Below are 23,539 nucleotides of genomic sequence, written 5' to 3' on the forward strand. Positions count from 1 at the left end.
CATGCGGTTGACGATTTTCTGGGAACGGATGGCGGAGCACTTCGGCGCGGCCTACGCCGACTCCTTCGCGCGCGACCACGTCATGACGGAGCTGGGCGGGCGCACCGTCCACCAGGCGCTGGACGCGGGCTGGGAGACCAAGGACGTGTGGCGCGCGGTGTGTTCGGCGATGGACGTGCCGGCGTCGCTGCGCTGACGCCGCCCTGGCCGGCGCGCTGTTTCGCCGTGGCGGGCGAGGGTGGGACAGACTTGGCGCCGTGGCAGCCAGCGAAGAGACGACCGATCAGTCCGCCGAGGCACGAGGAGTGACACCGCCGGTGCGGGTGGAGGAGCCGACATCGCCGGTTCCGCCCGTGCCGCCGACTCCACCTCCCTCCGGTGCGGCCGACGCCGCGGACGACGCGCGCATGCCGCGCTGGCTGCCGCGCGCCGTGATCCTCGTACTGGCCCTCGTCGCTTGTTTCCAGCTCGGCAGCTGGGCCTTCCACCAGCTGATAGGCCTGCTGGTCAACATCCTGATCGCGTTCTTCCTCGCGCTCGCGATCGAGCCGGCGGTGGCCAGGATGGCAGCCACGGGCATGCGCCGCGGGCTCGCCACCTTCGTGATGTTCCTCGCGGTGTTCGTCGTGACCGCCGGCTTCCTCGCGCTGCTCGGCTCGCTGCTCGCCGGGCAGATCGTCGCCATGGTCGAGGGCTTCCCGGGCTATATCGACGCGGTGATCAAGGCGATCAACTCCACCTTCCACACCGAACTGTCCCGGCTGGAGATCCAGGAGAGCGTGCTGCGCTCCGACTGGCTGCGCAAGTACGTGCAGAACAGCGCGTCCGGCGTGCTCGACGTGTCCGCCACCGTGCTCGGCGGACTCTTCAAGCTGCTGACGATCGGGCTGTTCTCCTTCTACTTCGCCGCCGACGGCCCGCGGCTGCGGCGCGCGCTGTGCTCCGTACTGCCGCCCGCGAAGCAGGCCGAGGTGCTGCGCGCCTGGGAGATCGCCGTCGCCAAGACGGGCGGGTACCTCTACTCGCGCGGGCTGATGGCCTTCATCTCCGGTGTCGCGACCTACATCGTGCTGGCGGTCCTCGGGGTGCCGTACGCGCCCGCGCTCGCCGTGTGGGTGGGGCTGGTCTCGCAGTTCGTCCCCACCATCGGCACCTATCTCGCGGGCGCGCTGCCGGTGCTGCTCGCCTTCACCGTCGATCCCTGGTACGCGCTGTACGTACTGGGCTTCGTGGTGATCTACCAGCAGTTCGAGAACTACGTCCTGCAGCCGAAGCTGACCTCGAAGACCGTGGACATCCATCCGGCCGTGGCTTTCGGATCGGTCATCGCGGGCACCGCACTGCTGGGCGCGGTCGGGGCGCTCATCGCGATCCCGGCCGTCGCCACGCTGCAGTCCTTCCTCGGCGCGTACGTCAAGCGGTACGAGCTGACGCGGGACGCGGAGTCCTCTACTTCCCGTCGACGTCGACGCGTACGACTGCCAAGGCTTCGCTGACGGTCGCCTCGACGGCGGCCTTGTCCAGACCGAGGCCGCTCAGCGGGCCCTGGCCGTTCTCCAGCTCCAGGAGCGCGAGCAGGACGTGCTCCGTACCGACGAAGTCGTGGCCCAGGCGAAGGGCCTCGCGGAAGGTGAGTTCGAGGGCCTTCTTCGCGGACGCGTCGAAGGGGATCAGGTCGGGCACCTCCGGCTGGGCCGGGGGCAGCAGGGCGGTCACGGCGGCGCGTACGTCGTCGGCGGCGACCCCCTGGGCGCGCAGGGCATACCCGGCGAGGCTCTCGGACTCGGCGAGGAGGCCCAGGACCAGGTGCTCGGTGCGGATCTCGGTGCCGCCGGCGGCGCGGGCCTCGTTCTGGGCGGTCATGACGACGTTGCGGGCGCGGGGGGTGAACCGGCCGAAGCCCGCCTGGGGGTCCAGGCCGCCGTCGCCCTCCTTGTCCGCCTTGGGGACGAAGCGCTTCTGGGCGGCCTGGCGGGTGACGCCCATGCTCCGGCCGATGTCGGTCCAGGAGGCTCCGGAGCGGCGGGCCTGGTCGACGAAGTGGCCGATGAGGTGGTCGGCCACGTCACCGAGGTGCTCGGCGGCGACGACGGCGTCGCTGAGCTGCTCCAGGGTGTCGGTGTGGACCTTCTTGATGGCCTCGATGAGGTCGTCGAGGCGTACCGGGTTGGTCATGCGAACGGGTTCCATCGAAGGGTTCGTCATAGGTGCAACCGTAGGTTGACACTTCGATGAGTGTCAACCCTGGGTTGTCACTCGGGTGTGGGGTGTTCATGAGCGCGGGGCCGGGGTGCCGGTGCCATCCTGTGGAGGAGAGTCGAGACGCGGAGGCCGCCATGGGGTTCTACGCCGAGCAGGCAGTGCCGCGGATCCTCGACGTCGCCTGCGGGGCCAAGGTGGCCCGGCCGCTGCGGCGCCGGGTCTGCGAGGGGCTGGCGGGCGAGGTCGTCGAGATCGGCTTCGGCGCGGGGCACAACGCCCCCTTCTATCCGCAGGGCGTCACGAGCGTGTCGGCGGTCGAGCCCTCCGACGTCGCGTGGCGGCTGGCCGCCAAGCGCGTACGGGACGCCCGCGTCCCGGTCCGAAGGGCCGGCCTGGACGGCCAGTCCCTGCCCTTCGAGGACGACGGTTTCGACTCCGCGCTGTCCACCTGGACGCTGTGCACCATCCCGGACGCCGTGGCGGCCCTGCGCGAGCTGCGCCGCGTCCTGAAGCCCGGCGGCACCCTGCACTTCGTCGAACACGGACTCGCCCCGGCGGGCGACCGGCGCGTGCGCCGCCTGCAGCGCCGGCTCGAACCGCTGAACATGCGGCTCCTGGGCGGCTGCCACCTCACCCGCTCCGCCCCGGACCTGCTGGTGGCGGCGGGATTCACGATCACCGCCCTCGACGTCTTCTACGAGGAGGGGGCGCCGAAGTTCCTGTGCGCCGAATCCCTCGGGACAGCGATCTCCCCCTGACCGACGACCCGACGACCCGTCACGAAACCATCACGAGGGGGACGGGCCCGGAGCGGCCCTGGCAGCATCGGTCGGACCGATCCAGGGGGGTTCCAGGTTCCATGAGATTCCGTGTGCGTGTCCCCGTGGCGACCCGCGTCGCCTTCGCCGTAGCGACCGTCGCAGCCGGCACGTTGATGCTCGGGGGCTGCTCCCAGTCCCCGGCCGAGCGGCTGGAGGAGTGGTACAGCTCGGGAGGCGAGGCCCAGATCAGGAAGCTGAACGAGGACGCCGGCCGGGTCAACGAGGTGAGCATGCGCACGATCGACGTCCAAGGACCCGCCTGCCAGGACCTGTTGGCCCAGACCACCAAGGCCGAGAAGCTCGACCCGATCCCGGACGAAGCCGCCCAGCGGTACTGGAAGGAAGCCCTCGGCGGATTCCGGCGGGGTGCGGGTGAATGCGCCGACGGGGCCGCGAAGAAGGAAGAGGCCCAGGTCGCCCGGGGCATCACGGCGGTCCAGACGGAAGGCCTCCCCAAGCTGGTGAACACCGTCTCGATGATCAAGGCGGGCCTGGCGGCGGCCAAGTGACCTGAACGGGCCGGATGTCAGTGACGGTTGCTGGTGCTCCGACCGGAGACGATCACCGGATCGGTGCCGACTGGCCTTGCACCGGTTGGATGTGACGACACGTCCGATCGGCGCGGCAGAGTCGGTCAGGGTTCGCAAGTTCGCCGACCATCTGCGGCGCAACGTCGCCCGACCGATACGCATCGGCCGTGAGGCCCTGCGCTGCCTGCTCGCGCGCCGCGGCGTGACGTTCCAGCGGACCAAGACCTGGAAGGAATCCAGCGACCAAGACTTCGATACCGAACCGGAGCGGATCGAGTACGCGCTGACTGAACGGCCCGACCGGACCTTCGCCTTCGGCGAGTTCGGCCCGCTCGGCATCCGCCCGACCTCCGGGTCCTGCTGGGCCAGGAAGGGTGGCACCGACCCCGTCACAGCCTGACGCCTCGCTCACGAACCGCCCGCCCGCCGACCACCGCACTCACCCCCGGCGCTGGGCTGGGACCGGATTGTGCTGACCGGCCGCGGGCTGAGCCGTAATTCGTTTGACCGGGCCACGGGTCAACGCTGCACTGTGGCCAGACACCACGAGTCGTGGTGCCGGTATCCCGAGGAGGCAGCGGCAGCAATGGAGATCCGTTCCACGACCGACGAGGATCTCGACGTCTTCGTCGACACAGTCCATGCCGCGTTCGGGCGCTTCCCGGAAACCCCGATAGAGGGCGGCGGGCTCTGGTGGTCGGCGCTCGAAATGGACCGCTGCCTGCTCGCCCTGACTGCGGACGGGCGGCCCGTCGGCACCGCCGCCACGCACTCCTTCGAGCTCACCCTGCCCGGTGAGACCCTCGTCCCGGCCGCCGGGGTGACCGCCGTCGGCGTCCTGCCCTCCCACCGGCGCCAAGGCGTGCTCAGCACGATGATGCGGCACCAGCTCACCGAGTTGCGGGCCCGAGGAGAGTTCCTCTCCGTGCTATTGGCATCCGAGGCCCCGATCTACGGCAGGTTCGGCTACGGACCGGCGACCTACACGGCGCGGCTGAAGGTGCCGCGCCACCAGGCCGCCCTCGCCGTTCCCCGGGCGCGCGGAGTGGCCCACGCACCAGCGGCCGGCTCGGACAACGGCTCGGTCGAGGTGCTGCGGCGGGCGGAGTGCGGCGAGATTCTGGAAGAGGTCTACGACCGGTATCGCCGCGCCCAGCCCGGCGCGCTGTCCCGGCCGCACCGCTGGTGGGCCCTGCGTGCGGGGCAGCCCCCGATCTCGCCGGCGCCGCGCTACGTCGCCGTCCACCGTGACGCCGACGGCGTCGCGGACGGGTACGCCAGCTACTCGATCGAGTCCGGCACCCTGATGGTCGACGAGACCATCACCACCGACGACGCCGTCTTCACAGCCCTGGCCCGGTTCGCACTCGGACACGACCTGGTCTCTCAGGTCGTGTTCAGGCATGTCCCGCCCGAGCACCCGCTGCGCTGGCAGCTTGCGGACTTCCGCGCCGGCGAGGTGAGCGGCGACATGGACTGGCTCTGGGTGCGGCTGCTGGACGTCCCGCGTGCGCTGACCGCACGTGGCTGGTTCACGGACGGCGAACTCGTCCTCGACGTCGAAGACCCGTTCCTCGGCGAACACGGCCGCTACCTGCTGACCGTCCAGGAAGGCAAGGCAGACTGCATCCCGACAGACCGGGATCCCGACCTGTCCCTGGACATGCGCGACCTGGGCTCGATCTACCTCGGTGGCACCGCCCCGAGCACGCTCGTGCGTGCCGGACACATCCGGGCCCACCACCCGAGCGCGGTCACCCTCGCCGACGCCCTCTTCCGCGCCGACCGTCCCCCGCACTGCCTGCACTGGTTCTGACCGCGCGCTCGCCGACCCTGCACAGGTCGCGTTAACCCATGGTCACCCGTCGGGGCGGATGCTCCCGAATCGCGAAGGGGTGAGTGGGTGTGGGTGTGGGTGTGGCCAGGAGCCGGAGGGATGGCGGCCGGGCTGGAACGGGCGCGCCGTCACGAACGGCCTGACAACCTGGCCTCCCTGCGGCGGCTCGACGAGAAACTGACCCGCCACCGCTGACTCGTCCACGGACGGGCAGTCCGGGAATGAATCGCCGACGTCGGCACGCCGCCACGCCATGCCGGTGAACCTACTACTGGGACCCCTGGGACGACGACGAGGGCGAGGGCGAGGGGGACGAGGCCAAGGCCTGGCCGTCGACGTTCGACCAGCTGTGGCAGGACGAGCGGGTCCAGGAGGAGGGGACGCACTCCATCCTCGACATGTGGCGGATCGTGCGCCCCGGCGAGAACCCCGACCACGGCACCGTGCAGCCCGTTCAGCCTGCCGAGGCCCATCGCGTGGCGGGTACCGACCGCCTCACGCGGGCCCACGTCCCGGACATCGAACCGCTCGCCGACCGACGGTGGTTCGGCAGATGCGCGGTCCTGCACGACGCCCACGGGAGGCCGGAGGAGATCTACTTCTGGGGCTTCTCCGGCGACTGACGGCCGGCCTCTCCACCCTGGGCGGGGGACACCTCGCGCGGATCGTGTCGATCCCCGCGCGGGGTGCTGCCTAGGCTGCCGGCATGGCTCATGCGAAGACCTCCTACGTCTGCCTGCCCTGCCGGGCCTCGTACAAGCAGCCCTACGACAGGGACCGGGAGCGGATCTGCCCGCGGTGTGCGGGAACCCTGGTCCATGTGGGCTCGGCCTTCGCCGCACCCCCGCGCCGCGACGCCGCGGGATGGCGGACCCTCGCCGTGCTGCTGAACGCGGGCGTGCGGTTCCACAAGAGCTGCTGCGGCGGGCCGGGCTACCGGCCGCGCACCCTGCACGAGGTGCGCGAGCGGATGGCGTACGCGCGGCGGACCGGCACGCCCTTCGCGGAGGCGCTCGTCCTGCGTGACCTGCCGTGACCGGGCACGACGCCCTCGCGCGGCTCGTGACACCGCCGACCGCGCCCGTCGAGGCCCGTGGCAACTGGACCGCGGCCGAGACCGGGCTCGGGGTACGGCTGCCCGACGACTACAAGTGGCTGGTCGCCACCTACGGATGGGGGGAGTTCGGCGATTTCCTCTACCTCCACACACCCTTCGGTGCGAACCGGTACAACCGCGTCGAGTGGCAGGGCGCGCATCCGACGGAATCGCCGGAGCGTGACCGCGAGCGCTACCCGTACCCGCTGCACCCCGCGCCGGGCGGGTTGCTGATCTGGGGCACCACCATGAACGCCGACCGGCTCTGCCGGCTCACCGACGGGGACCCCGAGGAGTGGCCCGTCGTGGTGTGGAGCAGCGAGGGCTGGTACGAGACCCACCGCACGGGCGCGGCCGCCTTCGTCGAGGGCTGGGTCGGCGGCCGCGTCCACTCCCGCCTGCTCGGCGCGATGGATCCGGACCTGGCGCCCTGGTTCAACACCTTCCGGCCCCGCGTCGACCGGTGCCTGGTCCTGTCCGAGGGGCCCCTGCCCCATGACGAGCGCCTGAGGCGCCTGCGTACGGCGCTGGCCCCCACCACGGACCGCGGCACGTGGCGCTCGGAGCGCGACGGGAGCGGACAGGACCACTTCGCGACCCTCGACGCCGACTGGCTGCTCACCTACGACACCCCCACCCTCACCGGATCCGGATCGCCTTCCCGCCCGAGGACACCGAGCACGTCCGCCACCGGCTCTTCGCCGCCGCCGAGCTCATGGAATGCCGGGTGCTGGAGGTCACGACCGCGGCGGGGACCCCGATGGAGGCCTGGGACGCGGTCACGGACGAGGACGAGTAGCTCGGCGTCCGTGGGATCCGAGCGGTCGCGGCGCCGCGACCGGATGAGGCGCGGACGTGGCCGCCGACGGGCAACGGCGCAGGTGGGGGGAGGGGTGGGCGTGGCGCGCTTGACAGGGAAATCGAACATCCATTCTGATGGGTTATCCACAGCCGAAACGCTCGTGGAGGCGCATTGTCAGTGGCAGGCATTAGCGTCAGTGACGTGAAGCGATCGACTCAAGCAAACCGGGTGGAACCCATGGCAGGCACCGACCGCGAGAAGGCTCTCGACGCCGCTCTCGCACAGATTGAACGGCAATTCGGCAAGGGTGCGGTCATGCGCCTCGGCGACAAGCCGAACGACCCCATCGAGGTCATCCCCACCGGGTCGACCGCGCTGGACATCGCCCTCGGCGTCGGCGGGCTGCCCCGCGGCCGTGTGATCGAGGTGTACGGCCCGGAGTCCTCCGGTAAGACGACCCTGACCCTGCACGCCGTGGCCAACGCACAGAAGGCCGGCGGCACCGTCGCCTTCGTGGACGCCGAGCACGCGCTCGACCCCGAGTACGCCAAGGCCCTCGGCGTCGACACCGACAACCTCATCCTGTCGCAGCCGGACACCGGCGAGCAGGCGCTGGAGATCGTGGACATGCTGGTCCGCTCCGGTGCGCTCGACCTGATCGTCATCGACTCCGTGGCGGCCCTCGTGCCGCGTGCGGAGATCGAGGGCGAGATGGGCGACTCGCACGTCGGTCTCCAGGCCCGACTGATGAGCCAGGCGCTCCGGAAGATCACCGGTGCGCTCAACCAGTCCAAGACCACCGCGATCTTCATCAACCAGCTCCGCGAGAAGATCGGCGTGATGTTCGGCTCGCCCGAGACCACCACCGGTGGTCGCGCGCTGAAGTTCTACGCCTCCGTGCGCCTCGACATCCGCCGCATCGAGACCCTCAAGGACGGCACGGACGCGGTCGGTAACCGCACCCGCGTCAAGGTCGTCAAGAACAAGGTCGCGCCGCCGTTCAAGCAGGCCGAGTTCGACATCCTCTACGGCCAGGGCATCAGCCGCGAGGGCGGTCTGATCGACATGGGCGTGGAGCACGGCTTCGTGCGCAAGGCCGGCGCCTGGTACACGTACGAGGGCGACCAGCTCGGCCAGGGCAAGGAGAACGCCCGCAACTTCCTGAAGGACAACCCCGACCTCGCCAACGAGATCGAGCGGAAGATCAAGGAGAAGCTGGGCGTGGGTGTCCGCAAGGACGCCGCCGCCGAAACGGGTGCGGACGCGACCGACGCCGCGGCCACCGCCGTGCCCGCCCCGGCATCGAAGGCCAAGACGACGGCCAAGGCCGCCGTGGCCAAGAGCTGACCCGTGCGCGAGCAGGAAGGGGGCGGCGAGCGCCGAGGCGGCCGTGAGGGCCGTTCGGAGCTGCCGCCCCAGAGCCCCGAGGAGCAGGCGCGGGCGATCTGTCTGCGCCTGCTCACCGGGAGCCCGCGTACCCGGCGCCAGCTCGCGGACGCCCTGCACAAGCGGGGCATCCCCGAGGAGGTGTCGCAGCAGGTCCTCTCCCGGTACGAGGAGGTGGGCCTGATCGACGACGCCGCCTTCGCCGGAGCCTGGGTCGAGTCCCGGCACCGCGGCCGGGGCCTGGCCCGCCGGGCGCTGGCCCAGGAGCTCCGGACCAAAGGGGTGCACGCCACCCTCGTGGAGGAGGCCCTGGAGCAGCTGGACTCCGACCAGGAGGAGCAGACCGCCCGGGAGCTCGTGGAGCGCAAGCTCCGCTCCACCCGGGGCCTGGAGCGGGACAAGAGGATCCGGCGCCTCGCCGGGATGCTCGCCCGCAAGGGATACCCGGAGGGCATGGCCCTGCGGGTCGTGCGCCGGGCGCTGGAGACGGAGGGCGAGGACGCCGACGACCTGGGATATCCCGGGGAATGAGCCGGTGGGCCCGGGGTGGGGGTAACCCCCGGGACCGGACGCCGGGACACGCCAATGTCAGGGCCAGGGCACGGCGGCAGAGTTGGCCGCATGATGCTGCGTTACGCCCTTCAGACCGTCAGGGACCGCAAGGCCGGTTTCCTCGGCGCCTTCGTCGCCCTGCTGTGCGCGGCCGCCCTCGTCACCGCCTGCGGGACGCTCCTTGAAACGGGACTCCGCGGAAAGATCGGCACCGAGCGCTACGCGGCCACGCCGATCCTCGTCTCCGCCGACCAGAACGTCCACGAGACCACGGTCAAGGAGAAGAAGGGCGGACGCACCAAGACCAAGCACAAGGCCAAGCCCGTCGCCGAGCGGGCCTGGCTCCCGGCCGCCACCGTGGACACCGTCCGCGCCGTGCCCGGTGTCGAGCGGGCCGTCCCCGAGCTCACCTTCCAGGCCGTCCCCCTGGTCAAGACCCCCGGAAAGCCGCTGCCCTCGTACGGGCACGCCTGGAGCTCCGCCGCACTGACCCCCTTCACCCTCACCGAGGGCCGCGCCCCGCAGAGCGGGGACGAGGTCGTCGTCGACCGCGCGCTGGCCGACCGCGCCGGACTGGGCCCCGGCTCCGAACTCCCCGTGCAGTCCACCGGCGAACCCAGGACGTACCGGGTCAGCGGGGTCGCGAGGACCGATCGGGGCGACCTCGCCCGGCAGAGCGCGCTCTTCTTCGGCGACGACGAGGCCCAGCGGCTCGCCGCCCGCGCCGGCCAGGTCAGCGCCATCGGAGTGCTGCCCGTACCCGGGGTCGGCGCCACCGAGCTCGCCGCCCGGGTCGAGCGGGCGCTGCGGGGCACGACCGCGCAGGTCGCCACGGGCGACGAGCGCGGCCCCGTCGAATTCCTCGACGCCGCCGGTGCCCGCATCAAGCTGGTCTCCATGGGCGGCGCGATGGGCGGCACCTCGCTGCTCGTCGCGATCCTCGTCGTCGTCGGCACCTTCGCGCTCTCCGTCCAACAGCGCCACCGCGAACTCGCCCTGCTGCGGGCCATCGCCGCCACCCCGGGGCAGCTACGCCGCATGATCGGCCGGGAGGCGCTGGCGGTGGTCCTGATCGGGACGGCGCTGGGGTCGGGGATCGCACTGGCGGTACTGACCGCGTTCAGCGTGGGCATGACGGGGGCGGCGGCGCCCGCGGTGCTGCCGGTGGCTTACGCGGCGGTGGTAGGGGCGGCCGGGGCGCTGGCCCTGGCGGCCACTTCCCTCCCGGGGCGGGTGGCGTTGCGGGTGGCGCCGGTGGCTGTCGCCACGGCGAAGGGGTAGCCCCGTACGGGGATCCGGGCCCCGGGACCGCACCGCCTGAGCGGTGCGGCCCCGGGACCGTCGCACGTGCGGCGCCGTCGCCGGGGGCGGCGCCCGGAGACTCAGGCGGGTGTGACCGGGAGGCCCGCCGACTTCCAGGCCTGGAAGCCGCCGGTCAGGTCCGTCGCGCGGTGGAGGCCCAGCGCGTGGAGCGAGGCCGCGGCGAGGCTGGACGCGTAGCCCTCGTTGCAGATCACCACCACCTGGAGGTCGTGGCTCGTGGCCTCGGGGAGGCGGTGGCTGCCCCGCGGGTCCAGGCGCCATTCCAGCTCGTTGCGCTCGACCACCAGGGCGCCCGGGATCAGCCCGTCCCGCTCGCGCAGGGCCTGGTAGCGGATGTCCACCAGGACGGCCCCGGCGCGGGAGGCGGCGTACGCCTCCCGCGCGTCCACGCGGGTGTAGCCCGTACGGACCCGCTCCAGCAGCTCGTCGATGCCGATCGGGGCGCTCACTGCCAGTCCGCCGGACGCTCGACGTGCTCCAGGCTGAGCACCGGGCCGCTGCGGCTGTAGCGGCGGATCAGCGGGAGCGGCGGGTAGTAGGCGTGCACGGAGATCGCGTGCTCGGCCGGCGACTCGTTGAGGACCTCGTGCACGTGGTGCTCCCGGAAGGCGCGCCCCGAGCCCGCGCCCAGCGTCCGGTGGCGGTCGACGTCCTGGGCCAACTCCAGGGACTTCCAGCCCTCGGAGGGCAGCCGCACGGCCAGCGAGTGCTCGGTGAGCCGACCTCGGGCGGTGGCGAACGCGCCCCGCGATTCGGCGTGGTCGTGCCAGCCGGTGCCGGTGCCCGGCGGCCAGCCGATCAGCCATGCCTCACTGCCTCCCGGCCCGTCCAGCCGGATCCAGGTGCGGCCCTGCGGATCGAGCGGCAGCGAGGCCACGACCGCGGGGTCGGCCGCCGTGCGGAGGGCGAAGTCGAGGAGTTCGGCGGCCGTGGGGCCCCCGGCCGCGGGCAAGGACTCCGGGGCGTACGAGGGTGCGGATGCGGGTGCAGACATGAAGGGGGACCGTTCCTGGGTTCGCGGAGGTGCGCGCAGGCCGGTGGACGGCACGGGGCGCGCGGAGGGAAGGGCGAATCAGCAGGAAGGGCGACACACGCAGCCCGCGTAGCGGAGCAGGTCCATATGGACCCTCCGCCACAGGCGTACGTCGTTGCCGGTCATTCCGCGAGTGAACCACGGAGTCCCGGAGACGGTCAATCGATCACCACGGTCGGTGTCGGTGTCGGCTTGGCGGCCGGGCTCGCCGTGGAGGGCGTCGGCACCCGGGACGCGGGCGCGCCCGCCCGGACCGTGTCCGCCGCCTCGTACAGCTCCGCCGGGCGGACCCCCGCGAAGGTCGCCGCCAGGTGCCCGTCCGGCCGCACCAGCAGCACGGTGTGCGCCGGGGCCCCCGGGTAGCTGTCCGCGACCAGCAGGTCGGTGCGGACCGGGAGGGCGCTCACCGCCGCCGCGAGGCGGGGCATCAGCCCGGCGCCGAGCCAGTGGCGCCGGTCCCAGACCCCGGTGCCGGGGGCCACCAGGACCACCAGCAGCCGACCCTGCCCGAGCAGGTCCCGCAGGGGCACGGTCGCCCCGTCGGGCGCGGTCACCGGTACGTTCGCCACCGGGCCGCCCGGCTCCGTGGCCGTCGGCACCTCCCGGACGGCGACCGGCGGGGCGTACGTGGGCTCCGCGCCCAGCGGCCCGCGCCCCAGGTGGCCGTCGGTGAGCAGGGATTCGGCGCTGCGCGCGGCTCCGGGGAGGTAGGTGCGCAGGCCGCCCCCGGCCCGCAGCGAAGGCATCGCCTGGTCGGCCGCGCGCAGCCGGGAGGCGACCGCGGTGCGCCGCTCGCCCTCGTAGCTGTCGAGCAGGGCCTCGGAGGCCCCCTGGTGCCAGGCCAGCGAGAGCTTCCACGCCAGGTTCTCGGCGTCCCGGAGCCCCTCCTCCACGCCCTGGGTACCGAGCGCGCCCAGCAGGTGGGCGGCGTCTCCGGCGAGGAAGGCGCGCCCGTCGCGCCAGCGCCGGGCAAGCCGGTGGTGCAGGGTGTGGACCCCGGTGTCGATGAGGTCGTACGGGGGCGTTGTGCCGCCGCACCACACCGCGAGGGTGTCGCGGATCAGGGTCACCAGCGCGTCGGGAGTCACGAGCTCCCCGCGGGGCGGGAGCAACCAGTCCAGCCGCCAGACTCCGTCGGGCAGTGGCCGGGAGGTGACCTCCTGCGGCGGGCTCCGGTGCAACAAGGCCTCGCCGGGCCAGGGCAGTTCGGTGCGCAGCGCGGCCACGGCGTGCCGCTCCACGGCGGTGCGGCCGGGGAAGCGGATGCCGAGGAGCTTGCGCACGGTGGAGCGGGCGCCGTCGCAGCCGACCAGGTAACTCCCGCGCCACCAGGTGGTCTCGGCGCCCCGGGTGTGCGCGGTGACGCCCCGTCCGTCCTGCTCCAGGGAGTCCACTTTGCTGTCGGTGATCAGTTGGACGAGCGGGTGGGCCGCGGCGGCGTCGCGCAGTCCGCGCGTCAGCGCGTGCTGCGGCACGTGCAGCGGGGCCGGGTGGTCCTCGAAGGTGATCCGCCGGTCGGGCCGGCTCCGGCGCATGGTGCGCCAGGCGGCGAAGTACGCCCCTTCGTCGCGCAGGGTCGTGCAGCCCAGCCGGTGCGCCATGGCCGCCGTTTCGGCGTGCAGCACGACGGTACGGGCCGGGCGGACCTCCTCCTTGCCGGGCCCTTCGTCGAGCACGACGGAAGGCACGCCCGCACCCGCGAGGGCGAGCGCGAGGGACAGCCCGACGGGGCCCGCGCCGACGACGATCACCGGGTCCATGGCGCGGCTCCCGATGTCCGGTATGTGATCACAGAACGTATGCAACCCACTGTAGGTGCCCGCGTCAAGTGACCCTGGTCGGCACAGCGATAACTGGAAGCATTAATTCCGAAAAGGGCGTTGCTCCGCGCAGATGCGCACTCACGCGGACCGCCTGGCTACCGGCAGGCCGGCTGCTCCGCATCGCTCGGGTTGCCGCCACTGGATGCGCCCTCCCCGTGATCCGCATGTCGGTGAGGTGCCGGCAGGCGCACCGGGTGCCGGATTGCCGCCGGGGCGAGCGTGGCCACAGTATGCGGCTCGATTGATTTCAGTCATCGAGAGGCTCGAATTCCCGTGTTAAGCATTTCGGTCTCAATGTGGCTCGAATTCCCTATCTCGAGATCAGGCCATTTCGGCCGGAATTAATCCTTTCATTTATTTGCATGGGGTGGTTATGCTGCGTTTTGCCTCCTTATTTCGTTCACCCTGGGTGGCGTGAGTCTCAAGTAACCCTCAGAAGGTGGTTATCTCGCTTGCCCTGCTCCGGTGGGCGTGGAATTGTCGTGGTCATGCGGGGGGAAGTGTCCACCGCATGTAGGGGGAGTCGAAGGCTTAGAAAACGTCAGGCCCCCTGCTGTCCTGTCGGAATGACATATTGAGCGTTTGTCGCTCAGGGTGAAGGATGAAGGAATTTGTTGAAGAGCATTCGCATTCGGCGGATCGTTGCCGCTCCGGCGCTTGGAGTCGTGCTGGCTGGTCTCTTATCGCTCGGCGGCGGGGCAACCGCATCGGCTTCCGAGTCTGGCACCACGGCACACCCCACTGGTTGCCTTGCGGAGAAGCCTGATGGGGATTGGGGGGCGGTCGCCAGGTGTAAGAACGCTAATGGCGGCTCCTATCAGGCTGTCGCCAACTGCAAGAGCACCGATACCGGAGAGGTGGAGCAGTTCTACGGTGATTGGAGGCAGGTCGGGTTTTCCTATGCTTACTGCCAGGGATCCTATCGTGCCATTTCTGCGGGACTCATGTCGTCCCCGAGGAATAACACCTGAGAACGTCCAGATCGATCACGAAAGGGTCAACGAAAATGAAGAAGGTTTACACGGCGCTGCTCGCCGGCGCGGCGATGGCTGTTCTCGGACTTCAAGGCACGGCGACCGCGGCTCCCATGGGCTGGCCGGAAGGCTGTAGTAGCCTCCGGACTCCGGGTGGCGGCTGGATGGCAACATGCGAACATCCCAATGGCGGACGCTTCAAGGCGACCATTACGTGTGAGCGTTGGGATGGTAAGGGCCTCGTCGAGCACGATGCGGCGGATTGGTCCACCAGCGGGTACTCCTTCGCTTTCTGCCCGCCGAACACCTCTGTCAAGACCGGCTCCGTCTGGACAAGGTCCTACTAGCAGGACGACAACCCCACGGTCTCCTGTGTTCGCGTAGCGTCCCACGGTGTGAACGGCCGACGTGGTCCGGCGCATGCGGCGTGGCTTCCCTCGCACTGTTCACGATCTGAGGCGTCGACGTACGTGTCACGAAGGAGCCTGCGGCTCGATCGGAGCACTGCTGCCGGGGGCCTGGGACACAGACGGCCTGGCCGTCCCTCCGGGCCAACGGTGCAGCGGGTCGGCCGACCACTGCAGTCGCAGTGATGATGTTGGTGCTGTTGGGAATCAGCAGGCCGCAGGAGTACACGGACGGTCCGCTGCCAAAACGGAATTGGGCCTGCTGGGCCGTGCGAGCATGACGGGTCGGGGCAGTGGTGGCGGCCCTCGATCCCGATGGTTCGCATCAGGAGCTACCTGAAGGCATGGTCATCAAGCAGCTTGCCGCTGCTCCCGCCGGGCGGCGAGTGTTCTGGGTCGGTGCGTTCGACACCATGCATATCCCTCCTGGGGTGCGGCCCCGGCTGTCCAGATGTCCGACAGCGTGACCCCGGTCGGCACAACGCCATGTGGTGCGGCGGATGAGATCCGCCGCACCACATGTGCCATGCCTGTGTACTGACCGAGTGCCAGCGACCTAGTGCCCCGGCGTGTCGCCTCTGCGCAACGCGGCAGTTCCGGCCGCGCTCGCCCTCCGTATCAGGGGGCCTTGCCCACGCCGGCCGCGCCGCCCGCGTCAACCTCGGCCACGTCGCCCTCGACGACGGCGCCGGTGCTCTTCTTCGACTTCCGCAGCCGGCCTTCCAGCTGGGAGGCGAAGGTGGTGAGGGCGAAGTTCACGACGATGTAGATCAGTGCGATCACGAGGAGGGTGGCGATGGTGTTGCTGTAGTTGGCCGAGATCTGCCGGTACGTCGACATCAGCTCGGCGAGGCCGAGCAGGGCGCCGCCGAGGGCTGTGTCCTTGAGGATCACCACGAGCTGGCTGACCAGGGCCGGCAGCATCGCCGTGACGGCCTGCGGGATCAGCACGTGGACCATGGTCTGGCCCTTGCGCATGCCGATCGCCTTGGCCGCGTCGGTCTGGCCCCTGGGCAGGGAGAGCACGCCCGCCCGGACGATCTCGCCGATTACGGCCGAGTTGTAGAGAGCCAGGCCCGTGACCACGGCCCAGAAGGGCCGGGTGTCGGAGGGAACGTCCAAGAACTGCGGTGCCATCAGCGCGTTGCCGAACAGCATCAGCATCAGTACCGGGATGGCACGGAAGAATTCAACCCACGCGGCGACCGGCCCCCGCACCCACGCGTGGTCCGACAGCCGGCCGATGCCCAGCAGTGCGCCCAGCGGGAGGGCGATCACCATGGCGAGCGCGCCGGCCTTGAGGGTCTCCAGCAGGCCGGGGATCAGGAAGGTGGTCCAGACCTGGCTGTCGGTGACGAAGGGGGTCCACTTATCGGCTTCGAGCTGGTTTTTCTCGCCCATGAGGGACAGCACCCACCACAGGGCGAGCCCGAACAACACGACGAAGATGCCGCTGTAGATCCAGTTGCGCGCCTTGGCCTTGGGGCCCGGGGCGTCGTACAGCACGGAGGTCATCGCTTCACCGCCACTCGCTTGGCAACCCAGCCCAGCAGCAGACCGGTGGGCAGGGTCAGGAGGACGAAGCCGAGGGCGAAGACCCCGAAGACGGCGAAGAGCGCGTCCGCCTCGTTCTCGATCATTTCCTTCATCAGCAGGGCCGCTTCGGCCACGCCGATGGTCGCCGCCACCGTGGTGTTCTTGGTGAGAGCGATCAGCACGTTGGTGAGCGGAGCGACGACCGCCCGGAAGGCCTGGGGGAGCACGATCAGGCGGAGTCCCTGGAAGAAGCTCAGCCCAAGTGCGCGGGCCGCCTCGGCCTGGCCCACGGGCACGGTGTTGATGCCGGAGCGTAGGGCCTCGCAGACGAAGGTGCCGGTATAGGCGATCAGTCCGAGGACCGCGAGCCGGAAGCCCGTCTCCTTGGACGTGTCGCCGCCCAGGTTGATGCCGAGCGTCTGGTACAGGCCCAGCGAGCAGCCGAGGATCAGTACGGTCAGCGGAGTGTTGCGTACCAGGTGGACGTACGCGGTGCCGAAGCCCCGCAGCAGCGGGACCGGACTGACCCGCATCCCGGCCAGGACGGTGCCCCAGATCAAGGATCCGACCGCCGAGTAAAGGGTGAGCTGAACCGTCACCCAGAAGGCTCCGAGCACGTCGTACTGCCCGGAATCAAGAAAATCGAACACGATGCCCTGCGCTCTCCCCAGGATGGCCGGTGAGGTGCGCCGCCGCCCGCGGCAGGCGGGCGGCGACGCCCCTCACCGATGAATCAGCTGCCTTCGGTGATCTGCGGGGCAGGCTCGCTCTTGAAGTTGGCCGGACCGAGGTTCGCGTCCACGGCCTTCTGCCAGCTGCCGTCCTCGACCATCTTCTTGAGCGCGGCGTTGATCTTGGTCTGGAGCTCCTTGTCGCCCTTCTTCAGACCGATGCCGTAGTTCTCGTTGCTCATGCTCAGGCCGACGAGCTTGAACTTGCCCTTGTTCTTCTCCTGCGCGGCGTAGCCGGCCAGGATGGAGTTGTCCGTGGTCAGGGCGTCGACGGCCTTGTTCTCCAGGCCGGTGAGGCAGTCGGAGTAGCCCGGGTATTCCTGCAGGTCGGCCTCGGGGGCGAGTGTCTTCTTGATGTTCTGCGCCGAGGTGGAGCCGGTGACCGAGCAGAGCTTCTTCTTGTTCAGGTCCTCGACCTTGGTGATGCTCGTGTCGTCGGCGCGGACCAGCAGGTCCTGGTGCGCGAGGAAGTAGGGGCCGGCGAAGTCGACCTTCTCCTTGCGCTTGTCGTTGATCGAGTAGGTCGCGACGACGAACTTCACGTCGCCGTTCGCGATCAGGTTCTCGCGCTCGGCGCTGACGGCCTGCTTGAACTCGATCTGGTCGGGCTGGTAGCCGAGCTCCTTGGCGACGTAGGTCGCGACGTCGACGTCGAAGCCCGCGTACTTGCCGTCCGGGGTCTTGAGGCCCAGACCGGGCTGGTCGTACTTGATGCCGACGACGATCTTGTCCTTCGCGCCACCGGACGCACCGCCGTCACTGGCGGCGTCCTGCTTGCTGCCGCCACAGGCGGTCGCGGTCAGGGCAAGGGCGACGGCGACGGCCGCGGCCGCAGCGGCCTTGGAGATCTTCATGGTGAACTTCCCTCGGATGAGACGTTGTTGAACGACGAGCGACGCTTACGGCGCACGCGCGGCCGACAGGAACGATCCGGCGGTGATCCGCATACGGATGACTACCAGACGTGAACCTCAGTGATGCAGGATCTTCGACAGGAAGTCCTTGGCGCGGTCACTGCGCGGGTTGCTGAAGAACTGCTCGGGGGTGGCCTCTTCGACGATCTTGCCGTCGGCCATGAAGACGACCCGGTTGGCCGCCGAGCGGGCGAAGCCCATCTCGTGCGTGACGACCACCATGGTCATCCCCTCGCGGGCGAGCTGCTGCATGACCTCCAGCACCTCGTTGATCATCTCCGGGTCCAGGGCCGAGGTCGGCTCGTCGAAGAGCATCACCTTCGGCTCCATGGCCAGCGCCCGGGCGATGGCCACACGCTGCTGCTGACCACCGGAGAGCTGCGCCGGGTACTTGTCGGCCTGCGAGCCGACACCCACCCGCTCCAGCAGGGACAGCGCCTTCGCGTGGGCCGCGGCCTGGTCGGTCTTGCGGACCTTGAGCTGGCCCAGCATGACGTTCTGCAGCACCGTCTTGTGCGCGAAGAGGTTGAACGACTGGAAGACCATGCCGACGTCGGCGCGCAGCCGGGCCAGTTCCTTGCCCTCGGAGGGCAGTTCCTTGCCGTCGAGCGTGATGGTGCCCGAGTCGATGGTCTCCAGGCGGTTGATGGTCCGGCACAGCGTGGACTTGCCCGATCCCGAGGGACCGATCACCACGACTACCTCACCGCGGGCAATGCTCAGATCGATGTCCTGAAGCACGTGCAGCGCGCCGAAGTGCTTGTTGACGTTGCTCAGTACGACCAGGTCGTCTGCGGCACCGGCCGCGTCCTGCACGTCCTTGGTCACTGATACTCCGCTCATCGGCTTCTTGCTCCGTCCTCCTCGGTTGGGAGGACAGTAGTGACGTGACGCGCACAACGTCATCACATCTGAGGGAGAATTGAGGATAACGATCCGGCCTCTTCCGGATACGCTCCGTGCGCGGTGCCCGCGTGGTCGATCATGTCCGCGTACCGGGTGCATAACGGAAGGCGCGCCGGGGCGGGCCCCCCTTGACGTGGGACTCCGCATCGGCGTGGATGCATGGTGGCCCTCTGTGCGGCCTCACGTGTGACCATGCGTGGTGAAGTCCGAGTGGGAGAAGAGGAGAGGGGGACGGCATGAGACTGCTGCTCGTCGAGGACGACGATCACGTCGCGGCGGCCCTGTCCGCGATCCTCGCCCGCCACGGCTTCCAGGTCACCCACGCCCGCAACGGTGAAGAGGCCCTGCAAGCGCTCCTGCCCGCCGGCGTGCCGACCGGCCCCCAGCCCTACGGCGTGATCCTGCTCGACCTCGGTCTGCCCGACCAGGACGGCTACGAGGTGTGCGGCAAGATCCGCAAGCGCACCGCCACGCCCGTGATCATGGTGACGGCGCGGGCCGACGTACGCTCCCGCATCCACGGCCTGAACATGGGCGCCGACGACTACGTGGTCAAGCCCTACGACACCGGCGAGCTCCTCGCCCGTATCCACGCCGTCGCCCGGCGCACCGGCGCCGCCGACGAGGCCGCCGCCCCCGGCTCCGGCACGCCCACCACGGTCCGCCTCGGCTCCGTCAGCATCGAGCTGCCCAACCGCCGGGTCAGCGTGGACGGCGCCGACGTACCCCTCACCCGCAAGGAGTTCGACCTGCTGGCCCTGCTCGCGCAGCGGCCCGGCGTCGTCTTCCGCCGCGAGCAGATCATCAGCGAGGTGTGGCGCACCAGCTGGGAGGGGACCGGGCGCACCCTGGAGGTCCACGTCGCCTCGCTGCGCTCCAAGCTGCGCATGCCCGCCCTCATCGAGACCGTCCGAGGGGTGGGCTACCGGCTCGTCACCCCGGCGGCTCCCTAGGGGCCCTCTGCCGTGCGTGCCCGTCTGCTCCCCCTGCTCATCATCCTGATGGCGGGCACGCTGCTCGCCCTCGGCTTCCCGCTCGCCGTGAGCCTGGCCGCCGGGCAGCAGCAGCGGGTGGTGGTCGACCGGATCGACGACAGCGCCCGCTTCGCCGCCCTCGCGCAGTTCGTCATCGACGCCGAGGGCTCCGGATCCACCGGCGCCGCCGAGCGCCGCGAGACCCTGGGCAAGGAACTCGCCCGCTACCAGACCCTGTACGGAATCCGCGCCGGCATCTTCTTCCGCGACGACAACGCCCTCGTCCGATCCCCGAGCTGGTGGACCCTCCCGCAATCCCGGGAGGGCCGCAAGGCCCTGCTGGACGCGCTGGCCGGCCGGCGCAGCCACGATCCGCCGCAGGTGTGGCCCTGGCAGACCGACGGCAAACTGCTCGTCGTCTCCCCGGTCGTCCTCGACGGCGACGTGGTCGCGGTCGTCGCCACCGAATCACCGACCGACGAGATGCGCGGCCGGGTCCTGAGGGGCTGGCTGCTGATCGCGGGCGGCCTCGCCGCAGCCATGCTGGTCGCCTTCGGCGCCGCCCTCAGGCTCACCAGCTGGGTGCTCAAGCCCGTGCAGACCCTGGACGCGGCCGCCCACGGCATCGCCACCGGACGGATGAACTCGCGCGTCGCGGCCGCCGGCGGGCCCCCGGAACTCCAACGCCTGGCCCGCTCGTTCAACGAGATGGCCGACAACGTCGAAGAGGTCCTGGAACAGCAGCGGGCGTTCGTCGCCGACGCCTCCCACCAGCTGCGCAACCCGCTCGCGGCGCTGCTCCTGCGGATCGAGCTGCTCGCCCTCGAACTCCCCGAGGGCAACGAGGAGATCGCCTCCGTGCGCACGGAGGGCAAGCGCCTGACCCAGGTCCTGGACGACCTGTTGGACCTGGCGCTGGCCGAGCACGCCTCCGCCGAGATCAGCCTCACCGACATCGGCGCCCTGGCGGCCGAGCGGGTCGCCGCGTGGCGCCCGTACGCCGAGGAGAAGGGCGTACGGATCACCGAGACGGGCCGGACCGCCATCACCGGCTGGGCCGACCCCATCGCCCTGTCCAGCGCCCTCGACGCCGTCATCGACAACGCCCTCAAATTCACCCCCACGGGTGAGGAGGTCGACGTGTCCGTCTCCACGGCGGGGCGTTCCGTCCTCGTGGTCGTCGCCGACCGCGGCCCCGGCCTCACCGAGGACGAGTTGCTCCGCGTCGGCGACCGGTTCTGGCGCAGCGGCCGCCACCAGAACATCAAGGGATCCGGGCTCGGCCTGTCGATCTCCCGGGCCCTGCTCGCCGCCGGCGGCGGGTCCCTCTCCTACGAGAAGAACCCGCCGCACGGGCTGCGGGTGACGGTGGCCGTCCCGCGCACCGACCCCCAGGGCGCCTGAGCCTGAGGCTGGGCCTCCGCCGCCCGGTCCGGAGGCGCCGGCTACCAGACGAGGGTGGTGCGGGCCGCCTCCGACACCGCGTACAGCTCGTCGACGGCCCGGACCTCGAAGGCCGCCGCCCGCTCCCGCCCGGCGCGCGGGACGGCGGGCAGGTACAGGGCGGTGCCGCAGGTGCCCCCGAGGAAGCGCCGGGTGCCGTCCGGGAGGACCCGCCACACCTCGTAGTGGCGTGGCCGCCCGTCGGGACCGGCCGCCGCCCGCCAGGACAGGCGCAGCCAGGCCCGGCCGTCCTGTCGGGCCGAGGCGTCCACGACCGGAGCCGTGGGCGGGGCCGGGCGCCGGGTGCGGGTCTCGTCGTGCACCGACAGGGCGCCGATCCGCCACACCACCGGCTTCCTCCCGGGCGCGGTGATCCGTACCGCAAGGCCGTACGCGGTCCTGCCCGCCAGTGCCGCGAGCCCGGCCCGGGTCGTGCGCCAGCCCTGCCCGCTGTCCCGGGTCCGGGCCGGCATCCACGTGTACGGGACCGGCTCGGCGGGGCCGGACGGCTCGCGGACGGCCACGCCGACCTCCACCGTGACCGGCTCCGACGACCCGGTGGCGTGCACCAGTTCCAGCACCGCCCCGCGGGTCAACGGCAGTCGTGTCGCATGCAACCCGATGATCACCGGCGCGGTCGGGACACCCTCCACCAGCAGGCTGGAGCCGCCGCGCCAGGCGTCCGCGAAGTCCAGGGTGACCGAGGGGCGCGCCCCGGCGGTGTCCACCGCCCAGCGGCGGCCCGGGAGCCGGTCCTGGAGCCCGAGGTGGTTCCAGGGCAGGTCCGAGACGACCCTGCCGCCGTCGTACCAGCGCAGCCCGTGCCCGGTGTTGAAGGAGCAGGCGAAGGGGAGCCCGGTGACGGTGGACCGGTCGGCGACGACCGTGGCGGGAGCCCGCCAGCCGGAATCGGGCGCGGGTGCGGGCCGGGACGGATCCAGGGACTCGCCCGTCCAGAACCGGTCGTCGGCGCGGTGGAAGGCCCCGGGGGAGCGGTCGGTGAGGTGGTTGCGGGTCCACTCGGGGCGATAGAAGCCGTAGCCGACGACGTGATCGCGCTCGCGCGGGACGATCGCGTCCCAGTCCACGACGGAGTCCCAGCCGCGGGACTCGGTGTCCACGGCGGCCCACAGCTCGTGGCGGGAGCGGCCGAGACGGTCGGCGAGCGCGCCCGAGGCCGCCAGGGTCTGCGGGGTCCAGCGGAAGTCCACGAACATCGTGTCCGCGACCTTCCCGGCCCGGTCCTCGAAGAACTCCTGGTTGAGCGCGTTGAGGGCGCCCTGCCAGCCCACCCGGCCGGTGCTGTTCATGGCGTCGTACCAGGTGATGCGCAGGCCGTGGGGCTCGCCGCCAGCCCGCAGGGCGCGCAGGAACTCCCGCATCCGGGTGGCGAGCGCGCTGTCCCCGCCGTCGGTCTCGGCGTTCACGAACCAGCCGTCGAAGCCGTAGGTCCGCGCGACCTGGACGAGCTTGTCGGCGATCGGGAAGCGGCCGAGGGCATCCCGCCGCACCAGGTCGCGGGTCCACCGGAGGTCGCCGCCGTAGGCGACGGGCGGCAGGAACACGTTGCCCAGCACCCGGACCCCGTTGCGGTGGGCGGCGTCGACCACGGGCGCGTTGGGCGCGAGCACGATGCCCTCGCCGGCGGACCCGCCCCAGAAGACCAGCTCGTCGATGTACGCCCAGTGCGTGAGCGCGTAGTGGTCGGCGGTCGGGGAGCCCTGGGACGGGTTCCCGGCGGTGGGCCCGAAGGAGACCAGGGAGGCGATACGGGCCTGGCCGGCGCGGGCGGTCCGGTTCGCCGGGACCGGGGTGAACCGCTGCGCCAGGGGCACGGTCGAGGTGTTGTGGGCCAGATCGGGGTCGCTCTCGGGGGTCCACCGGCTGAGCGAGCGCCACACGATCCCGGGGCCGGGGGTACCCGACGGGAGGGAGTCCGGGAACCAGTACGAGGCGTACGGGGCCAGATCGGCCGGGGCCGGGGCCGGGGCCGGGGCCTGGGCCGAGACCGGGGCCGGGGCCTGGGCGGGTGCTGCGAGGGCGGACGTTCCCACCGATAAGGGCGCGGGCGCGGCGGCGGCCCGGGCGCGGCCCGCCAGGCCCAGCAGCACGGCCGCCCCGGCCCCGGTGGCCAGCACCCTGCGCCGGTTCGGACGTGTCGCGGCGGGCGGCGTACGCGGATCGACGCCGTTGTCGGTCTCGGGCATGCGGGGCTCCTCACGAGTGGATCGGGGGGCGGGGCGGGGTGG

23 protein-coding genes and 1 pseudogene are annotated in these 23,539 nt (G+C 71.0%); 14 read left to right on the forward strand and 10 right to left on the reverse strand.

Going from position 1 to position 23,539, the window contains the following annotated elements:
- The first annotated feature begins 1 nt into the window (after position 1).
- Together AB8A24_RS16910 and AB8A24_RS16915 are read left to right on the forward strand one after the other, a co-directional pair.
- Positions 2-196 (forward strand): DUF3046 domain-containing protein, encoded by a 195-nt coding sequence (locus AB8A24_RS16910; RefSeq protein ID WP_030729208.1) that lies wholly within the window; start codon positions 2-4, stop codon positions 194-196.
- 157 nt (positions 197-353) lie between these two features.
- Positions 354-1,496 carry an AI-2E family transporter gene (locus AB8A24_RS16915; protein ID WP_266384651.1) on the forward strand — a complete coding sequence of 381 codons (1,143 nt, stop codon included), beginning with the start codon at positions 354-356 and terminating at the stop codon, positions 1,494-1,496.
- On the opposite strand, the gene AB8A24_RS16920 is transcribed toward AB8A24_RS16915, so the two are convergent.
- The gene (locus AB8A24_RS16920) at positions 1,450-2,205 is read right to left on the reverse strand and encodes a Clp protease N-terminal domain-containing protein (RefSeq protein ID WP_328961403.1); all 756 of its coding nucleotides are present in this window, start codon (positions 2,203-2,205) and stop codon (positions 1,450-1,452) included. The genes AB8A24_RS16915 and AB8A24_RS16920 overlap by 47 nt on opposite strands.
- A gap of 131 nt (positions 2,206-2,336) precedes the next feature.
- Between AB8A24_RS16920 and AB8A24_RS16925 the strand changes: the two genes are divergently transcribed.
- From AB8A24_RS16925 to AB8A24_RS16970, 10 genes and pseudogenes are all read left to right on the forward strand, one after another.
- A complete protein-coding gene (locus tag AB8A24_RS16925) occupies positions 2,337-2,960 on the forward strand; it encodes a class I SAM-dependent methyltransferase (RefSeq protein WP_328961402.1) in 624 nt (207 codons plus the stop codon).
- 113 nt (positions 2,961-3,073) lie between these two features.
- Positions 3,074-3,532 carry a hypothetical protein gene (locus AB8A24_RS16930; protein WP_328961401.1) on the forward strand — a complete coding sequence of 153 codons (459 nt, stop codon included), beginning with the start codon at positions 3,074-3,076 and terminating at the stop codon, positions 3,530-3,532.
- A 70-nt stretch (positions 3,533-3,602) separates the two neighbouring features.
- Positions 3,603-3,926 (forward strand): annotated as a pseudogene (locus AB8A24_RS16935) (IS630 family transposase); the annotation flags it as partial.
- A 213-nt stretch (positions 3,927-4,139) separates the two neighbouring features.
- On the forward strand, positions 4,140-5,369 hold the full coding sequence (locus AB8A24_RS16940) for a GNAT family N-acetyltransferase (protein ID WP_328961400.1): 1,230 nt from the start codon (positions 4,140-4,142) through the stop codon (positions 5,367-5,369).
- Positions 5,370-5,788: 419 nt separating this feature from the next.
- Positions 5,789-6,013 (forward strand): hypothetical protein, encoded by a 225-nt coding sequence (locus AB8A24_RS16945; RefSeq protein ID WP_369476395.1) that lies wholly within the window; start codon positions 5,789-5,791, stop codon positions 6,011-6,013.
- 83 nt (positions 6,014-6,096) lie between these two features.
- Positions 6,097-6,426: a deoxyxylulose-5-phosphate synthase gene (locus tag AB8A24_RS16950; RefSeq protein ID WP_369476397.1), complete on the forward strand. Its 330-nt coding sequence runs from the start codon at positions 6,097-6,099 to the stop codon at positions 6,424-6,426.
- Positions 6,423-7,493, forward strand: coding sequence for an SMI1/KNR4 family protein (locus AB8A24_RS16955; protein ID WP_369476398.1), 1,071 nt, complete (start codon positions 6,423-6,425; stop codon positions 7,491-7,493). The genes AB8A24_RS16950 and AB8A24_RS16955 overlap by 4 nt, the downstream gene beginning before the upstream one ends.
- A gap of 32 nt (positions 7,494-7,525) precedes the next feature.
- Positions 7,526-8,635: a recombinase RecA gene (recA, locus tag AB8A24_RS16960; protein WP_328961396.1), complete on the forward strand. Its 1,110-nt coding sequence runs from the start codon at positions 7,526-7,528 to the stop codon at positions 8,633-8,635.
- A gap of 3 nt (positions 8,636-8,638) precedes the next feature.
- Positions 8,639-9,205 (forward strand): recombination regulator RecX, encoded by a 567-nt coding sequence (gene recX, locus AB8A24_RS16965; RefSeq protein WP_051774424.1) that lies wholly within the window; start codon positions 8,639-8,641, stop codon positions 9,203-9,205.
- 90 nt (positions 9,206-9,295) lie between these two features.
- Positions 9,296-10,507 carry an ABC transporter permease gene (locus tag AB8A24_RS16970; protein ID WP_328961395.1) on the forward strand — a complete coding sequence of 404 codons (1,212 nt, stop codon included), beginning with the start codon at positions 9,296-9,298 and terminating at the stop codon, positions 10,505-10,507.
- Positions 10,508-10,608: 101 nt separating this feature from the next.
- On the opposite strand, the gene AB8A24_RS16975 is transcribed toward AB8A24_RS16970, so the two are convergent.
- From AB8A24_RS16975 to AB8A24_RS17010, 8 genes are all read right to left on the reverse strand, one after another.
- Positions 10,609-11,004 carry a rhodanese-like domain-containing protein gene (locus tag AB8A24_RS16975; protein ID WP_328965828.1) on the reverse strand — a complete coding sequence of 132 codons (396 nt, stop codon included), beginning with the start codon at positions 11,002-11,004 and terminating at the stop codon, positions 10,609-10,611.
- Positions 10,995-11,543 (reverse strand): cysteine dioxygenase, encoded by a 549-nt coding sequence (locus AB8A24_RS16980; RefSeq protein WP_328961394.1) that lies wholly within the window; start codon positions 11,541-11,543, stop codon positions 10,995-10,997. The genes AB8A24_RS16975 and AB8A24_RS16980 overlap by 10 nt, the downstream gene beginning before the upstream one ends.
- A 78-nt stretch (positions 11,544-11,621) precedes the next feature.
- Complete coding sequence (locus AB8A24_RS16985) at positions 11,622-11,708, reverse strand: putative leader peptide (protein ID WP_311318651.1); 87 nt, start codon at positions 11,706-11,708, stop codon at positions 11,622-11,624.
- 32 nt (positions 11,709-11,740) lie between these two features.
- On the reverse strand, positions 11,741-13,342 hold the full coding sequence (locus AB8A24_RS16990; RefSeq protein WP_328961393.1) for an FAD-dependent monooxygenase: 1,602 nt from the start codon (positions 13,340-13,342) through the stop codon (positions 11,741-11,743).
- Between the two features lie 2,062 nt (positions 13,343-15,404).
- Positions 15,405-16,301, reverse strand: a complete 897-nt coding sequence (locus tag AB8A24_RS16995) for an amino acid ABC transporter permease (RefSeq protein WP_369476402.1) — start codon at positions 16,299-16,301, stop codon at positions 15,405-15,407.
- Positions 16,298-16,972, reverse strand: a complete 675-nt coding sequence (locus AB8A24_RS17000; protein WP_369476404.1) for an amino acid ABC transporter permease — start codon at positions 16,970-16,972, stop codon at positions 16,298-16,300. Before AB8A24_RS17000 ends, AB8A24_RS16995 begins: the two co-directional genes overlap by 4 nt.
- Before the next feature lie 83 nt (positions 16,973-17,055).
- A complete protein-coding gene (locus AB8A24_RS17005) occupies positions 17,056-17,907 on the reverse strand; it encodes a glutamate ABC transporter substrate-binding protein (RefSeq protein ID WP_369476406.1) in 852 nt (283 codons plus the stop codon).
- A 117-nt stretch (positions 17,908-18,024) separates the two neighbouring features.
- On the reverse strand, positions 18,025-18,810 hold the full coding sequence (locus AB8A24_RS17010) for an amino acid ABC transporter ATP-binding protein (RefSeq protein ID WP_033217393.1): 786 nt from the start codon (positions 18,808-18,810) through the stop codon (positions 18,025-18,027).
- Positions 18,811-19,109: 299 nt separating this feature from the next.
- Here AB8A24_RS17010 and AB8A24_RS17015 point away from each other — a divergent pair, with 299 nt between their 5' ends.
- Together AB8A24_RS17015 and AB8A24_RS17020 are read left to right on the forward strand one after the other, a co-directional pair.
- Positions 19,110-19,826: a response regulator transcription factor gene (locus AB8A24_RS17015; RefSeq protein ID WP_328961388.1), complete on the forward strand. Its 717-nt coding sequence runs from the start codon at positions 19,110-19,112 to the stop codon at positions 19,824-19,826.
- Between the two features lie 12 nt (positions 19,827-19,838).
- Complete coding sequence (locus AB8A24_RS17020; protein ID WP_328961387.1) at positions 19,839-21,251, forward strand: HAMP domain-containing sensor histidine kinase; 1,413 nt, start codon at positions 19,839-19,841, stop codon at positions 21,249-21,251.
- Positions 21,252-21,292: 41 nt separating this feature from the next.
- Here AB8A24_RS17020 and AB8A24_RS17025 read toward each other — a convergent pair whose 3' ends face one another.
- The gene (locus AB8A24_RS17025) at positions 21,293-23,497 is read right to left on the reverse strand and encodes an endo-beta-N-acetylglucosaminidase (RefSeq protein ID WP_369476409.1); all 2,205 of its coding nucleotides are present in this window, start codon (positions 23,495-23,497) and stop codon (positions 21,293-21,295) included.
- Positions 23,498-23,539 lie beyond the last annotated feature (42 nt).

Source organism: Streptomyces sp. BF23-19, from assembly GCF_041106355.1.
Lineage (GTDB): Bacteria > Actinomycetota > Actinomycetes > Streptomycetales > Streptomycetaceae > Streptomyces > Streptomyces virginiae_A.